The sequence below is a fragment of the Rhizobium etli CFN 42 genome (assembly GCF_000092045.1).
Taxonomy (GTDB): Bacteria; Pseudomonadota; Alphaproteobacteria; order Rhizobiales; family Rhizobiaceae; genus Rhizobium; species Rhizobium etli.
Genome location: NC_007766.1, coordinates 440082 through 455881 on the forward strand (window position 1 = coordinate 440082; position 15800 = coordinate 455881).

The 15800-nt window shown below is 62.1% G+C and carries 15 protein-coding genes; 2 read left to right on the forward strand and 13 right to left on the reverse strand.

The window, feature by feature from the left end; genetic code table 11:
* The first annotated feature begins 13 nt into the window (after positions 1-13).
* The gene (locus RHE_RS28455) at positions 14-1267 is read left to right on the forward strand and encodes an aromatic ring-hydroxylating oxygenase subunit alpha (RefSeq protein WP_011428694.1); all 1254 of its coding nucleotides are present in this window, start codon (positions 14-16) and stop codon (positions 1265-1267) included.
* Positions 1257-2348, forward strand: coding sequence for a hybrid-cluster NAD(P)-dependent oxidoreductase (locus RHE_RS28460; protein WP_011428695.1), 1092 nt, complete (start codon positions 1257-1259; stop codon positions 2346-2348). The genes RHE_RS28455 and RHE_RS28460 overlap by 11 nt, the downstream gene beginning before the upstream one ends.
* Positions 2349-2461: 113 nt before the next feature.
* Here RHE_RS28460 and RHE_RS28465 read toward each other — a convergent pair whose 3' ends face one another.
* The 13 genes from RHE_RS28465 to RHE_RS28525 all read right to left on the reverse strand — a co-directional run bounded on the left by RHE_RS28465 (position 2462) and on the right by RHE_RS28525 (position 15751).
* The gene (locus RHE_RS28465) at positions 2462-3475 is read right to left on the reverse strand and encodes a GlxA family transcriptional regulator (RefSeq protein ID WP_011428696.1); all 1014 of its coding nucleotides are present in this window, start codon (positions 3473-3475) and stop codon (positions 2462-2464) included.
* Positions 3476-3504: 29 nt separating this feature from the next.
* Positions 3505-4503, reverse strand: coding sequence for a 4-hydroxyproline epimerase (locus RHE_RS28470; RefSeq protein ID WP_011428697.1), 999 nt, complete (start codon positions 4501-4503; stop codon positions 3505-3507).
* Positions 4504-4519: 16 nt separating this feature from the next.
* On the reverse strand, positions 4520-5371 hold the full coding sequence (locus tag RHE_RS28475; RefSeq protein WP_011428698.1) for an ABC transporter permease: 852 nt from the start codon (positions 5369-5371) through the stop codon (positions 4520-4522).
* Positions 5368-6216 (reverse strand): ABC transporter permease, encoded by an 849-nt coding sequence (locus RHE_RS28480; protein WP_011428699.1) that lies wholly within the window; start codon positions 6214-6216, stop codon positions 5368-5370. Before RHE_RS28480 ends, RHE_RS28475 begins: the two co-directional genes overlap by 4 nt.
* A 22-nt stretch (positions 6217-6238) precedes the next feature.
* Positions 6239-7330: a quaternary amine ABC transporter ATP-binding protein gene (locus tag RHE_RS28485; protein WP_011428700.1), complete on the reverse strand. Its 1092-nt coding sequence runs from the start codon at positions 7328-7330 to the stop codon at positions 6239-6241.
* An 84-nt stretch (positions 7331-7414) separates the two neighbouring features.
* On the reverse strand, positions 7415-8266 hold the full coding sequence (locus RHE_RS28490) for a glycine betaine ABC transporter substrate-binding protein (protein ID WP_011428701.1): 852 nt from the start codon (positions 8264-8266) through the stop codon (positions 7415-7417).
* Between the two features lie 78 nt (positions 8267-8344).
* Positions 8345-9691, reverse strand: coding sequence for an NAD(P)/FAD-dependent oxidoreductase (locus RHE_RS28495; RefSeq protein WP_011428702.1), 1347 nt, complete (start codon positions 9689-9691; stop codon positions 8345-8347).
* On the reverse strand, positions 9688-11205 hold the full coding sequence (locus RHE_RS28500) for an aldehyde dehydrogenase (RefSeq protein WP_011428703.1): 1518 nt from the start codon (positions 11203-11205) through the stop codon (positions 9688-9690). The genes RHE_RS28495 and RHE_RS28500 overlap by 4 nt, the downstream gene beginning before the upstream one ends.
* Positions 11198-12109, reverse strand: coding sequence for a dihydrodipicolinate synthase family protein (locus RHE_RS28505; protein ID WP_011428704.1), 912 nt, complete (start codon positions 12107-12109; stop codon positions 11198-11200). Before RHE_RS28505 ends, RHE_RS28500 begins: the two co-directional genes overlap by 8 nt.
* A complete protein-coding gene (locus RHE_RS28510) occupies positions 12106-12822 on the reverse strand; it encodes a GntR family transcriptional regulator (protein ID WP_011428705.1) in 717 nt (238 codons plus the stop codon). The genes RHE_RS28505 and RHE_RS28510 overlap by 4 nt, the downstream gene beginning before the upstream one ends.
* A 331-nt stretch (positions 12823-13153) precedes the next feature.
* Positions 13154-13726: an S-(hydroxymethyl)glutathione synthase gene (gene gfa, locus RHE_RS28515; protein ID WP_011428706.1), complete on the reverse strand. Its 573-nt coding sequence runs from the start codon at positions 13724-13726 to the stop codon at positions 13154-13156.
* 57 nt (positions 13727-13783) lie between these two features.
* Positions 13784-14620 (reverse strand): S-formylglutathione hydrolase, encoded by an 837-nt coding sequence (fghA, locus tag RHE_RS28520; RefSeq protein ID WP_011428707.1) that lies wholly within the window; start codon positions 14618-14620, stop codon positions 13784-13786.
* Positions 14621-14623: 3 nt separating this feature from the next.
* Positions 14624-15751, reverse strand: a complete 1128-nt coding sequence (locus tag RHE_RS28525; protein WP_011428708.1) for an S-(hydroxymethyl)glutathione dehydrogenase/class III alcohol dehydrogenase — start codon at positions 15749-15751, stop codon at positions 14624-14626.
* Positions 15752-15800: the final 49 nt, after the last annotated feature.

The window sequence follows — 15800 nt, forward strand, 5'->3', positions numbered from 1 at the left end:
ATAAGAGGTTCTCATGCTAGACAGGCTTCCTTCTTCCATTTCGGCGCTTCTGGACTCCCGCGCGGAAGGCCATTCGCTGCCGGCCGGCCTCTACATTAGAGAAGACGTGTTCGAAGCGGATATCGATGTCTTCTTCCACAAGCACTGGATCTGCGTCGGCCTCGACTGCGATGTTCCGGAGCCCGGCGACGCCACGGTCGTCGACATCGGCAAAACGAGCCTGATCCTGCTGCGCGACGACGACGGCGAAATCCGCGCGCTGCACAATGTCTGCCGCCACCGCGGCTCCCGTCTTCTCAGCCCGGGCAAGACGATCGTTTCGAAGCTCGTCTGTCCCTATCACACCTGGACCTATGAGCTGACGGGCGAGCTCAGCTATGCGCCGCACATGGGCAAGGATTTCGACAAGGACTGTCACGGCCTGAAGCCCGTTACTTTCAAATCGATCGGCGGCCTGATCTATGTCTGCCTGTCCGACAATCCGCCCGAGGACATTGCCGGCCTCGAACAGGCTATGGTCGAGCGCCTCGCGCCCTACGACATTCGTAACGCCAAGATCGCCCACCAGACCGACGTCATCGAAGACGGCAACTGGAAGCTGACGATGGAGAACAATCGCGAGTGCTATCACTGCTCCGCCAACCATCCCGAGCTCTGCGTCTCCTTCGTCGACCTTGACTTCGGCTTCGACCCGGAGACGCTGAGCCCTGATGATCGCGAACAGGCGGAGGAGCATTTCCGGCTGTACGAGGCGCGCACCCAGGCATGGGAATCCGACGGTTTCCCATCCGCCGCGATCGAACAGCTCACCGACTGCGCCACGAACTTCCGCACGCAACGGCTGATCATCGCAGGCGCCGGCGAATCCCAGACCCACGACGCCACTGCAGCATCCTCCAAGCTCCTCGGGGAAATGACCCGCAAAGATCTCGGCGACACGCATCTCTGGGGTCACAACAGCTGGAACCATTTCATGGGCGACCACGCGGTCGTCGCGATTGTTATCCCGCTCTCGGCCGGCAAGACGCTGGTCCGCACCAAGTGGCTGGTCCACAAGGACGCCGTCGAAGGTGTCGATTACGATCTCGACAAGCTAACGGATGTCTGGATCGCGACAACCGACCAGGACGCCGACCTCGTCGCCCGTTCTCATGCCGGCGCTCTCGATCCGGCTTATCAGCCAGGCCCCTATTCCCGCTTCTCCGAGACGAACCTCGACAAGTTCGCCACCTGGTACATCGACCGGATGCGCGCTCATGGATACTAGGAACCCGCAAGCGCCGCTCGCAAAGGCAACCCGTCACGACGTCTGGAATCCCGAGGAAGACGATACACTCGTCTGCCTCGACGTGCAGCAGGAGACCCATGACGTCAAGACCTTCACCTTCGCCTCTCGTGACGGCAAGCGTTTCGCCTTCAAGGCCGGCCAGTATTTCCTGTTCGACCTCGAGCACAACGGCGAGCCCGAGAGCCGGTGCTACAGCATCTCCTCTTCGCCGCACCGCACGAACGCCTTCTCGGTGACGGTGAAGCGCGTTCCCGGCGGCAAGATCTCCAACTGGCTTCACGAGACGCTGGTGCCGGGGGCATCGGTCAAGGCGAACGGCCCGCTCGGCCATTTCGTCCGGTCCGAGGCGGTAAAGCCGAAGCTTCTGCTGCTCTCCGGCGGCTCCGGCATCACGCCCGTCATGTCCATTCTGCGTGAACTCGCCGACAGCTGCGCGCCGGCCGACGTCGTCTTCATGCATGCGGCGCGTACCCCGCTCGATCTGATCTTCCGCGACGAACTCGCCTGCATCGCCCGCAGGCTGAAAGGGCTGCGGCTGCATTTCCTGCCGGAAACGGTTGCGGGCGAGCCCTCCTGGTCCGGCCTTACCGGCCGCATTTCGGCGGATTATTTCAGGCTGGCGGTTCCCGATATCGCAGACCGCACGGTGATGTGCTGCGGCCCCGCCCCCTTCATGGCGGCAGCGCGCGGCATTGCCGCCAAACTCGGCGTTCCCGCCGCGCATTATCTCGAGGAAAGCTTCGACGCCGCCGTCATCGACGAACCGGAGATCCCCGCGATCCAGGAAGCCGCCGCCAAGGTCTTTCGGGTCACCTTCTCCAAACAGGCCCGCAGCATCGAGGTAACAGGCGATCAGAGCGTGCTCTCCTGCGCGAAGAAGTCGGGCGTCAGGATTCCGTCCTCCTGCGCCAACGGCGTCTGCGGCACCTGCAAGTCGAAGCTCACATCAGGCACGGTCGACATGAACCACAATGGCGGCATCCGCCAGCGGGAAATCGACGCCGGCTTCTTCCTGCCTTGCTGCTCGAAGCCGCTCAGCGATCTCGTCATCGAACGCTGAGCGACACCGCATCAATCACCGGGGGATCACCCGGATGCTACGAGACGAAAATGAGTCCGTCGAGCTGAGCGGCTCTTTCTGGGAGAGGTCTGAGACGTCGGCGCGAAACCGCTTCAGTGCGCTCTCGCAGCTGCCGCGCGATGCTGCGAGGGCGTCTGCCCGAATGTGCGCTTGAACGTCCTCGTGAATTGCGAGGCGTTTTCGAAGCCGACATCGAGCGCGATCTCGATCAGAGGCGCCTTCGACTGCGCCAGGATCGATTTTGCCCGCTCCATGCGGACGCGGTTATAGGCCTTGGCGGGAGACATTCCCGTCTTCTCGATGAAGATCCTCTCCAGCTGCCGCCTGGATAGTCCGACCATGGCGGCAAGCTTCTCGATCGGCATGCTGCCATCGACGAACTGCTCCATCGTGATCATCGCCGCCTTGACGCGTGCGTCGTCATAATCGTCGTAGAGCGGACGCCGGGGCTGAATGTCGGCCGGAGCGCGAGCTTTCTCGATCTGCAGCACTTCAAGCGCGTTTCGTTCGGCATCGCGGCTGATGTATTTCCTTACCAGCAGAGCCGCCATATCGGCGCTGCTGCTGCCGCCCGCGCAGGATCCGCGCTGGCGATCCAGATTGAAGAGCCGGTCGGAGCGAACACTGAGATCGGGGAAGCGCTCGCGAAATTCCTTGTAATGCAGCCAGCTCACACAGGATTCATGCCGCTTCATCAGGCCCGCGGCGGCAAGGATGAACGTACCGGTGCACACGCCGATCAGCGGCACTTTCTTGGCATCCGCCTGCTTGAGGAAGGTGATGGTCTGCTGATCGACGGGGTTCTCCACGCTCAGCAGGCCGCCGACGACGGCGATATAATCGAAACGTGTGGGATCGACGAAGTCCGACGTCGGAGCGACCTGGACGCCGCAGCTCGAAGTGATCAGGTGCCGCGTGCTGCCGATCACCTGCCAGTCGGCAAGCACTCTTCCGGAACGGTCCTGCTCGTCGCTGGCTAGCCGCAGCGTATCCACGAATAGCGCAAAGGCGGATAGCGTGAACGACCGCGACAGAACGAAGCCAACCTTGAGCCGGGCGGCGGGTTTTGCGGCGCCGTCTGCCTGCCGATGCTGCCCAGGTCGCATATTCATCTCATCACCATTCCTGAATGCGCTCATCTGATCTGAAAACCGTGCGCCAGGGGATCGCGGTCGTCAACAAAAATGGCGTTGTGGCCGATGACCCGCGCCCAGCCTCCAATGCTCGGGAGGATGCCGCGATAAGACCCGATGTTTGCCTCGGCCTCTACACGGCCCTGGAAGATGGTTCCGATTAGGCTTTCATGACGGTAGCTCGACCCGACGGTAAGCCGTCCCTTTCCATGCAACTGCGCCATGCGCGCCGATGTGCCGGTGCCGCCCGGCGAGCGATCTATCGCCTTCTCGCCGTAGAAGACCGCGCAGCGCCCGTCAGACACGTCGTTGACGGGACGATCGCACCAGATCGCGTGATGCACGCCCGATATCCTGGCATCGTCGGGATGAACAGGATTGCAGATATCGGCAAGCGCATGCCTGAGCCGCTGGCTGCAGGCGACGATGTCGGAGGCGCTCATGCCGTCGAGCCCGCTCCAATTCTCCTGCGGCTCGACGACTGCATAATAGTTGCCGCCATAGGAGATATCGACACGCAGCCGGCCCATCTCAGGCACATCGACTTCGACATCCGCCTCGTGCAGATAGCTCGCCACATTGTGGAGGCGAACGGAATCGACATAGCCGCCCTTCTCCTCATAGGTGACGTCGACCCTGCCGGCCGGGGTTTCGATGGCGACCCTTCCGGCTTCACGGGGCTTGACCAGGCCCTCTTCGATCGCGGCGGTGACGGTGCCGATCGTGCCTGCGCCGCACATCGGCAGGCAGCCACTCACCTCGATGAAAAGAACGGCGAAATCACAATCTTCCCGATAGGGCGGATAGATGATCGAGCCCGACATAATGTCATGCCCCCTCGGCTCGAACATCAGCGCCTTGCGGACCCAGTCATGGTCGCGGACAAAGATTTCCCGGCGCTCGCCCATCGGCAGATGTGGAAGCAGCGGGCCGCCTCCGGCGACGAGACGGACCGGGTTGCCGCAGGTATGGGCATCGATGCAGAAGAAGCTGTTTCTCATCTTTTCATATCCCGGCTCACCGCGCCTTCGCCAGCCGGCCGCGGTCGAACAGACCGCGGGTCAGCCGGTCGAGCAGCAGGGCGACGGCAACGATCGCCAGACCCGCTCTGAGGCCGAGCCCCATTTCCATGCGCGTCAGGCCGCGCGTCACTTCCGCGCCGAGCCCGCCCGCACCGACGAGGCCGGCGAGCACGACCATCGCAAGCGACAGCAGGATGCACTGGTTGAGGCCGACCAGCAGCGTCTGCTTGGCAAGCGGCATCTCGATCTTCCACAGGATCGAGCGTGGCGGGGCCCCGATGGCGCTGCCGAGCTCGATGAACACCTTCGGCACCTGGTTGAAGGCAAGTGTCGTCAGACGCAGCATCGGCGGAATGCCATAGACGATGGTGGCGATGATCGCCGGCACGCGTCCGAGGCTGAAGATCATCACCGCCGGAATGAGATAGACCCATGGCGGCACGGTCTGCATCACGTCGAGAACCGGGCGAACTGCGGCCTCCAATGCCTTGTAACGCGAGCAGAGCACGCCGATCGGAAAGGCGATGAGAACGGAGATCACGACGGCGACGGTGACCAGAGCAAGCGTCTGCATCGACGCCGTCCACAGGCCGACAAGCAGGCAGAAGCCGAGGCAGAGGCCGGCGAGGATGGCGGCGCGCAGGCCGACGGCAAAGAATGCCAGCACGACGACGATCGCGATCAGCGCATAAGGCGGCACGAAGAGAAGTGCGGCCTCGATGGCGGACAGCACCGTTTCGACCACATAGCTGATGGCCGCAAACAGCGGATGAAGGTTGGTGTTGAGCCAATCGACTGATGGGGCCAGGAAAGCGCCGGGCGAAAACTGCAAGTCCGAAAGATTCATGACTTCCTCCCCGTTCCCAAGCGAGCGGCGCTCTGCGTTATTCGGTCAATCACCATGGTCAATACCACGATGGCGATCGCCGCATTGATAGAAGTCGCGATATCGAGCGTCCTGATCGCGCCGTAGATCGTCTCTCCGAGCCCGCCCGAACCGACGATGCCGGCGATGACGACCATGCCGAAGGCCATCATCAGGCTTTGGTTAATGCCCGCCATCATGCTGGGCAGGGCAAAGGGAAGGCGGATCTTGAAGAACATCTTTCCCGGAGTCATCCCGAGCGCCTCGCCAAGTTCGATGAACTCCTTGGGGGTCATGCGGATACCGAGCGAGGTCAGGCGGACCGCCGGCGGCACGGCGACGATCACGGTCGCGATCAACGCCGTCGCCGGTCCGTAGCCGAGAAGGGCGATCGCCGGCAGCAGGTAGATGTATGGCGGAAGCGTCTGGATGAGATCGAGACCCGGCTCCATGAAGCGGTCAAGAGCGGTGAAGAAGCCCGCCGCAATGCCGATCGGGATGCCGATCGCCAAGGCGATCACCGTGGCTGTCAGGACCAGCGCCAGGGTGCTCATCGTCTCCGGCCAGAGTCCCATCGAAAAGCAGAGCGCCAGCGCGACGCCGCTGAGCGCCGCGAACCAGACATTGACCAGCCGCCAGCCGATCAGCGCCACGATGATCGCGATCACGTAGAACGGCGGAAGCTCAAGGAGCCAGAGGATCCCGTCATAGAGGCCCTCGAGCACCTGCCTGATATAGTCGAAGAGGAACTCGCCGTTGTCGCTCACCCATTCGAGCGCGGAGTCCGTCCATTCGTCGAACAGATCGGTTAAGACTGAAGTATCCATGTCGATCAGCTCCGGTTGGGGATCACGCCGCCGTTAGATCGTGGGCGGAAGTTCCCTTGACGCCCATCAGCAGGCTGCGCGGCGTGACGACGCCGACGACCTGATCCTTGTCGACGACGGCGATGGCGTCGCGGTCCGACTGCATCGTCAAGGAGATGAGCTCGTCGATATCGGCGTCCGGCGTCGTCCGCGCCAGCGAAGCGATTTCGGAATTCGGCGCATTCCGCTGGAATTCGGCGACTCCGAGCATGACGGAATGCGCCTTGATCAGATGCAGACGGGATATGCCGGCGACGAATTCGGCGACATAGGCATCGGCCGGGTTGAGGATAATCTCCTCGGCCGTACCGGTCTGAATGATGACGCCGTCCTTCATGATCGCAATGCGGTCGCCGATGCGGATCGCCTCGTCGAGATCGTGGGTGATGAAAACGGCGGACTTGCCAAGCGCCTTGGTCAGTTGGCGGAACTCGTCCTGAAGCTGGCGGCGGATCAGCGGGTCGAGCGCACTGAACGGCTCGTCCATGAGAATGATCTCGGGGTCGGAAGCGAGCGCGCGTGCAAGTCCGACGCGTTGCTGCATGCCTCCGGAAAGCTCGCTGGGATACCGGCTCAGCCAGTCGGCGAGGCCGACCTTCTCGAGCGCGGCAGCGGCGGTCTTGTTGCGCTCCGGCTTGGCTATACCCTGAACTTCGAGGCCGAAGGCCGCATTTTCCAGAACCGTCCGGTGCGGCAACAAAGCCACGCTTTGAAACACCATGCCGATATTCTTGGCGCGCATTTGTCTCAGATCGACCGGCGACAAGCTGGCGAGATCGCGCCCCTTGACCATGACCTTGCCTGAGCTCGGCGTGATCAGCTTGTTGAGAAGGCGGATGAGCGTCGACTTTCCGCTTCCCGACAGTCCCATGATGCAGAAGATTTCGCCGCGCCGCACCCGGATGCTCGCATCGGAGACGCCAACGACGCAGTTGAATTCCTTCAGAACCTCTGTCTTGCCGAGGCCGCGCTCCTTGATCGACTTCATCGCCGCAGCGGACTTGCCCCCGAAGACCTTCCAGAGGGATTGGCAGTCGATCAGGACATCATTGGCATCGATATTGGCGGTTTTCATAGCGATCCCCTTTGAGCCAGTGGCGCTGGCTTCTTTCTTAGATTTTAGGGTGGCCGCCCGAGAGTTCGGACGGCCACGCGACATTTACTTCTTCTTGATGTTTTCCCAGCGCTTGATCAGGTCGGCATGGGCGCCGATCCAGTCCTGCACGGCCTGGTCCATCGTCTTGCCGTCCTTGACTTCACCGTTGATGGTGGTGATGTCGGCGATCGGCACGTAGACGCTAGCCATGACTTCGCGCGCATGCGGGTACTCTTCGGAGAAGCCCTTATGGCCGATCCAGTAGTAGCTCTGCGGCGGCGGGAAGACGCCCTTCGGATCCTTGAGATACTTGACCTCGTACTTCTGGACCATCCACGACGGCTCCCAGATCGTGACCGCAATCCATTCCTGGCGGTCGTAAGCAGACTTCAGCGCCGCCGTCATCGCCGCCGTGCTGCCTTCGACGAGCTGGAGCTTGAGGCCATATTCCTTGACTGCATTCGACGTGTCGCGCATCAGGCCGGCGCCCGGTTCGATGCCGATGATCTTGCCGCCGAACTTGTCGGCGTTTTCATTGAGCTGTTCGAGCGAGTCGATCGGGACATATTTCGGAACGGCCACGCCCTGATAAAGACCATGCGAAACCGGAGAAATCTTCTCGAGGCGGTTCTTGTTCTTGTCCCAATAGTCCTGAGCGACGTAATCGGTCTGCGAGGTCAGAGCCTGGATATCGCCCTTCGCGAGAGCGGCATAGGCAATGCCCCATTCGGAAAATTCGGTGACCTTCACGGTATAGCCGGCGTCTTCCAGAACCTTCTTGGTGATGCCGGTGATCGGCGTCAGGTCTTCCCACGACATCGTGCCGAGAGTGATCGTCTTTTCCTCCGCACGGGCAGGCAGGATGCTCATCCCGATCACCGCAGCGGCGCAGAGAGCCTTCCACAAAGTCTTCATTGTTGTTACTCCTGGTTTTCGTTCCCATTCTCATTGAAGCCTGCGGGCGGCAGTCTTCCTATTGCGTGAGCCGAGGGTTCATCCCTCGCGGCCCGCACGCAATTCCTGAAAGCGGATCACCGAGTTGACGCCGAGCCATGCTATGGGCTCGGGAGGCAATCGCGTCGGTGCCGGCTGGTTCTTGAATTTGTCGAGCTCCGGGCTGGCCGCTCCTGTCGCAAGATCGGCCGCCATCATCCCGGCAAGCGTGCTCTTGACGGTGCCCAGACCGTTTTCGCAGCAGGCGGAGAAAAGTCCTTCCTCGACCTCGCCGAACGCCGGCACATGGTTTCGGCTGAGGCAGAGTTCACCCGCCCAGCTGTATTCCATCGGAACGCGCTCCAGCGCGGGGAAACGGGCATCGAACGACCGCCGCTGTTCGGCGGCGATGCCGGCGACCCGCTTCTCCGACACTTTGAGGCTCGGGTCGTAGGTGAACCGCGTCCGGACGACGATCCTCGAAAGCCCGTCCTTGGTGATCTTGCGCACCGTGGCGCCCATCGGATCGGCCGGCAGCAGCGCCCAGCGATCGACGCCGCTGACGTCGCCGCCGAACTCGTTCTGGGAAAAGGCCGAGGTCATCGACGCATAGGTGAAGATATGCATCAGCCGGCCCCGGAAGTGGCCGAAACTCTGAATATGGCCGTTTACCCCCAGAATGACCTTGGGCGCGGAAACCGACCCGCGGGCCGTCTTTGCCTTCCAGGTCCGGCCCTCAGGGGCAAGCTCCAGGACCGGCGAGTGCTCGTGGATGATCACCTTGGAGGAGATCCCGCGCGCCAGGCCGCGAATATAGTCGGCCGGCTGGATCATCACCGCGCCCGGCGTATAGAGACCGCCGAGATAGTAGCGCGAGCCGGTCATGTCTAGCATCTGAGCGGCATCGAGAACGCGATGGTCCTCGCCGATCTTTTCGAGCGACTTCCGGTAATTGTCGTTGAGCCCCATCCCCCGCTCGGAGGCCGCGGCATTCACCTTGCCCGCCGGATCGAAGGTCTCGCGCGACAGGCCATATTCCGCTGCAGCATCGGCCGCAAAGGAGATCGCCAGACGGTTCTGGCGAATCTCGTCCTTGGTCGCCGCTTCGTCGGCGACCGAATACTCGCCCGATGACAGATTATGCGGCACGTCGATCATGAAGCCGGAATTCCTTCCGGCCGGCCCCTTGGCGAGCTCACGCGCATCCAGGATGACGATCTTGTCCTTGGGTCGCGATTGCGAGAGGCGGCGGGCTGCCGACAGGCCGGCAAATCCGCCGCCGATGATCAGCCAGTCGGCGGTAATGTCGTGCTCAAGCGCCGATGCGGGAAAGGTGCGTTCGCTGGTCGCCTCCCATCCCGAAACGCCGGTGTCGGTCGGCAGGTGCTTGATCACATGGCGGCTCATCGGATCGTCTCGTCGACCGACCGTTCGGATATGTCGATCCAGATGGTCTTGAGTTCGCAATAGTTGTCGTGAGCGAAGACCGACTTGTCGCGGCCGCCGAAGCCGGACTCCTTGTAGCCGCCGAACGGCGTGGTGGCGTCGCCTTCGCCGAAGCAGTTGACGGTGACCAGGCCGGCGCGGATGTCGCGGGTCAGCCGGATCGCATTGCGCAGGCTGCCGGTATAGACGGATGCCGTCAGGCCGTAATTGGTGTCGTTGGCCAGAGCGGTCGCCTCGGCGAGCGTGTTGAACGTCGTGACCGACAGGATAGGCCCGAAGATCTCTTCCTGGAACAGGCGGCTCGCCGGCGTCACGCCCTCGACCAAGGTCGGCTCGATGAAGATGCCATTATAGGTTTCGCCGCCCTGAGTGACGGAGAGCTTCTCCGTCTTGGCATCGTCGAGGAAGGATTTCACCTTCTCGAAATGCGACTTGCTGACGAGCGCACCGATGCGGTTTTCCGGATCGAGCGGATCGCCCGTCTTCCATTCGCGCATATAGGCGCCGATGCGCTTCATCAGCTCGTCCTTGACCTTGGCATGGACGATGAGGCGCGACGTGGCCGAGCAGTTCTCGCCCATGTTCCAGAAGGCGCCGTTGACGACCTGCTCGGCGACGAGATCGAGGTCCTCGGCATCGTCGAGAACGACGGCGGGGTTCTTGCCGCCGCATTCGAGCACGACCTTCTTCAGGTTCGAGTCCGCCGCATAGCGCAGGAAGCGGCGGCCGGTCGGCGTCGAGCCGGTGAAGGCGACCATATCGACATCCATGTGCAGGCCGATCGGCTCGCCGACCTCGCGGCCGGAACCGGTGACGACGTTGAAGACGCCGGCCGGAATGCCTGCCTCAAGGGCGAGCTCGGCAACGCGCAGCGTGGTGAAGGTCGTTTCCTGCGCCGGCTTGACGATGACCGAGCAGCCGGCGGCAAGCGCCGGGCCGATCTTCCAGGCCAGCATCAGCAGCGGGAAATTCCACGGCAGCACGCAGCCGACGACGCCGATCGGCTCGCGCGCGATGATCGTCAGCGCGTTGGCGCCGACAGGCGCGGTGTTGTCGTAGAGCTTGTCGATCAGCTCTGCATGCCAGCGCAGCGTATGAATGGTATCGGGAACGTCGACGGTCTGGCATTCGCGGATCGGCTTGCCGCTGTCGAGGCTCTCCATGACGGCGAGTTCATGCCGGTTGCGCTCCAGGAGCTTGGCAAGCTTCAGCAGCACTTCCTTGCGCTCGCCCGGCGAGCGGAGCCGCCAGCGCCCGTCTTCGAATGCCTGCCTCGCCTTCTCGACGGCGAAATCGACGTCGCTGGAATCGCAGGCTGCGATTTCGGCCAGGACTTCCCCAGTGGCGGGATTGGTCGAGGTGAAGGTCTTGCCGGAATTTGCCGGACGGAATGCGCCATCGATGAAGGCATTCGTCGGAAGTTGAAGACCGGCGGCAATCGCCTTGTATTCGGCTGCGGTCAAAGGTTCATGCATGGTTGGCTCCCGACGTGATCTGGCCGACCGTGCGCTTCAGCGAGGCAACGACGGTCTCAAGGGTTCTTTTCTCTTCGGAGTTCAGTCCGCGCAGCGGCGCCCGCACGGGGCCGGCCTTGAGGCCGATGATCTCGCATCCGTGCTTGATCGACTGGACGAACTTGCCGCATTCCAGGAAATCCATCAGCGGCAGCATGGCGCTCATGATCGCCCGGCCCTTGTCGAAATTCTTCTCGACGACGCAGGCTTCATAGAGGGCAACATGCTCGCGCGGCAGGAAGTTGGAGCCGGCGCAAACCCAACTCTTCGCACCCCAGGCGAAGAATTCGAGCGCCTGGTCGTCCCAGCCGCAGGACAGCGAAATATGCGGAAACTTCCGGGCGAGCAGATGCAGATTACCCATGTCGCCGGAGCTTTCCTTGATGGCGACGACGTTCTTCGACTTGCCGACGCGGGAGAAATACTCCTCGCCCATCACCACACCCATGCGGGCCGGATAGTTGTAAAGCATGATCGGCAGGTTGGCGGCGCGATCGACAGTCAGGGTATGGACTGCATTCTCGCGTTCGGTCGGCAGTGCATAGGGCGGCGACGAAACCAGGATCGCATCCGCGCCGATTTCCTTTGCAGCCTTCGCATATTCGACCGAATCCTCGGTGCGCGTGGCGCCGGTGCCGATGATAAGCGGCAGCCGCGTGCCGATGACCTCTTTGGCATGGGCCGCGAGTTCGAAACGCTCCTGGCTGCTCTGGGCGTAATATTCACCCGTCGAGCCGCCGACGATAATGCCGTGGACGCCCGCCTCGATCAGCGACTCCAGCACAGCGGCGAAACCGGCCCGGTCGATCTGACCATTTCGATCGAGCGGCGTTACCGCCGGCGTGTAGATCCCCTCAAACTTCACGATGACTTCTCCAATATGTGCGTGGCTGGACCGCCGACGAAGGCGTCCGCCTTAAGGCCTTGCGGTGCGATGAACATCTCCATGTTCTCGCGGGACAATTCCCAGTGTTCAAAAACGAGATCGACGACGGCATCCTCGTCGTGAGCGTCGAGCGCTGCGATAAAGCCGTCATGATGGTCGACGGCCAGCTGAAGCCGCCGCCTCATATCCTCGTTTTTCGGCCGGAAAAACGTGTGACCGATGCGCGCGTGGTCGATGAGCAATCGGCCGAGGCTCGGCTGCATGTAGACGTTGCCCGACATCTCGCCGAAGATTTCGTGAAAGCGGTTGTTCTCCAGCACCATCGCCAGAGCGTCGGTGTTCTGACTGGCGGTGCGAAACCGCTCCTGTGTCTGCTTCAGCTCGACAAGCTGTGCGGGCTTGAAGTTCTGCACGGCGAGACGCCCGACCGCCGCATAGATCATCGGCGCAACGAGAAAAAAATTGCGAAGCGTGGAATGATTCATCGGAATCACCCGCGCGCCCCTGTTCTCGCGGATATCGATGTAACCCTCTCCGGCAAGACGGCGGAATATGTCCCGCACTGGCGTTCGGGAAAGCCCGTACCTTTCGCTCAAACTGGCCTCGTCCAGATCGGCGTCCGGGTCCAGTTCCATCGTCAGAATCTGGCGTTTCAGATCTTCGTAGAGATTGCTCTTGGGTGTCTTCGCCATCTCGATCTCCGGCCCTTCGTTGCTCCACGACGGGGAAGATGACAGGCCTTTCGGCAGGAGTCAACAATTGTGTACTTTGCGTACACAATCAGTATTCATAGAAAACACAATTTTCTCGACGCCACGACGGTTGCGAGGCCCCGCGGCGCTCGACGCATCGCGCAGTCTTTTCCGAGCTGATTGTCGGTAGGAAAGTGTGGAAAAGCCGGCGTCGCGGCGGATTGTCGGACGTCGGAAGCGCCGACAAAGCGGCGGAGGGGCGTCATGGAGCGTCTATCATCCAATGCCCGGCTTGATGGGGGAGCGCCGCCGTCGGCGCTCCCCTGACAATTCAGGCGGCGAGCACACCGCTCTTCTTGGCAGTCCAGGTCGCGATATAGTCCATCAGGCCGGGCGACAGGCAATCATAAGGCTCGAGGCCCGAAGCCTTCAACTGCGCCCTGACCGCGTCCATCTTGGCGGGATCGAAGCCGCTTTCGATGATCGATGAGACGAAAGCAGCAAAGCCGGGCTTGGCCCAGCCGCTTTCCTGGAAGCGCTCCGGATGGACGAAGGACAATCCCTGGAACGGATGTTCGCGCTCGACCGGCCCATACATATGCACGCCGCATTGCTTGCAGGCGTGCCGCTGGATCAAGGCAGCGGGATCGACGACGGCGAGCTTGTCGCCGTTCTCCAGCACCTCGACGCTCTCGGTCGGAGCGACGGCCACGACCGAAAAGACTGCTCCCTCGGGCTTCCAGCACTTGGTGCAGCCGCAGGCGTGATTGTGGGCGATATCGCCCTTGATCCTGACCTTGACGGGATTGCTCGTGCATTTGCACACGAGTGTCCCGCCTGTGAAAGCAGCGTCCGTCGCTCGAAAGCCTGAATCCACTGCCGGATGAATGGCTATGCTGCTCATTGCTTTTCTCCCTTCCTCCCTGGCCGTTTGCGTTATGCCCGGCCGAGCTCGCTAAAATCAGTTCTCCAACCTCTGCGCGTGCCAGCGCAGATGATCGTCCATGAACGTCGAAATGAAAAAGTAGGAGTGGCCGTAGCCTTCCTGCATGCGCAGCCTGAGCGGAATGCCTGACGCCTCGCAGGCTTGCCGGAGTTCGTCTGGACGCAGCCCATCCTCCAGGAAGCTGTCCGCCGTCCCCTGGTCCACGAAGAGCTCGGGGAAGCGATGCCCGTCTTCGATCAGCGAGCAGGTGTCATAGGCCCGCCAGGTGTTTTCATCGGCGCCGAGATATTTCCGCAAGGCCGGTTTCGACCAGCCGGACACCGAGGGGTGGCTGATCGGCGCGAAGGCCGAGCAGCTGCGGAACCGGTCGGGGTTCTTGAGCGCGATGGTGATCGCGCCATGTCCGCCCATCGAATGGCCGAAGATCCCCTGGCGATCCATGTCGACAGGGAATTCCGCCGCAAGCAGGCGCGGCAGCTCGTCGGTGATGTAGCTGTACATGCGATAATTGGCCGAAAACGGCGGCTCGGTGGCATCGACGTAAAAGCCGGCCCCCTTGCCGAATTGCCAATTGTCGGGCTCGTCAGGAACGTGATCACCGCGGGGACTGGTATCCGGACAAACGACGATCAGGCCCAGCTCGGCGGCAAGCTTCCGATACTCGCCCTTGTCCATGACATTGGCATGCGTGCAGGTCAGGCCGGACAGGTACCACAGCACCGGCAGCTTGCCCTCGGTCGCCTGCGGCGGCACGAACACGGCGAAGGTCATGTCGCAGTCACAGGCCTCGGAGCGATTGACATAAACGCCCTGAGTGCCGCCGTAAGACTTGTCGGTCGCAATGGTTTTCATGACTCAGTACACCACCACGCCGCGGATGCTTTCGCCCTTGTGCATCAGCTCGAAGCCCGTGTTGATGTCTTCGAGTGGCATGGTGTGGGTGATCATCGGATCGATCTGGATCTTGCCCTGCATGTACCAGTCGACGATCTTCGGCACGTCGGTGCGGCCGCGCGCGCCGCCGAAGGCGGTGCCCATCCAGTTGCGGCCGGTCACCAGCTGGAACGGCCGCGTCGAGATTTCCTGGCCGGCGCCGGCAACCCCGATGATGACCGATTTGCCCCAGCCGCGATGGGAGGCTTCCAGCGCCTGGCGCATCACCTTGGTATTGCCGGTGCAGTCGAAGGTGTAGTCGGCGCCGCCGATCAGGTCGCCGCCCCGCTTGGTCATGTTGACCAGATAGGGAACGATGTCGTCGCCGACCTCCTTCGGATTGACGAAATGCGTCATGCCGAACTTCTCGCCCCAGGCCTTGCGATCCGGGTTGATATCGACGCCGATGATCATGTCGGCGCCGGCCAGCCGCAGACCCTGTAAGACGTTGAGGCCGATGCCGCCGAGGCCGAAGACGATCGCCGTCGATCCGACCTCGACCTTGGCGGTGTTGATGACGGCGCCGATGCCTGTGGTGACGCCGCAGCCGATGTAGCAGACCTTGTCGAAGGGCGCGTCGGGATTGATCTTGGCGAGCGCGATCTCCGGCAGCACCGTGTAATTGGCAAAGGTCGAGCAGCCCATATAGTGATGGATCTTGTCCTTGCCGATCGAAAAGCGCGAGGTGCCGTCCGGCATCACGCCCTGGCCCTGGGTGGCGCGGATGGCGGTGCAGAGATTGGTCTTGCGGGACGTGCAGGAATAACACTCGCGGCATTCCGGCGTGTAAAGCGGAATGACGTGGTCGCCCTTCTTGACCGAGGTCACACCCGGGCCGACGTCGACGACAATGCCGGCGCCCTCATGGCCGAGGATGGCCGGGAACAGGCCTTCCGGATCGGCGCCCGACAGGGTGAAATCATCGGTGTGGCAGATGCCGGTCGCCTTGACCTCCACCAGCACTTCGCCGGCCTTCGGGCCGTCGAGCTGCACGGTCATCACTTCGAGCGGTTTTCCGGCCTGAACGGCGACTGCGGCGCGAACGTCCATTTGATAATCCCTCCTGTTAATTCAAATTCGGTTGTTAACTATGCGGGAT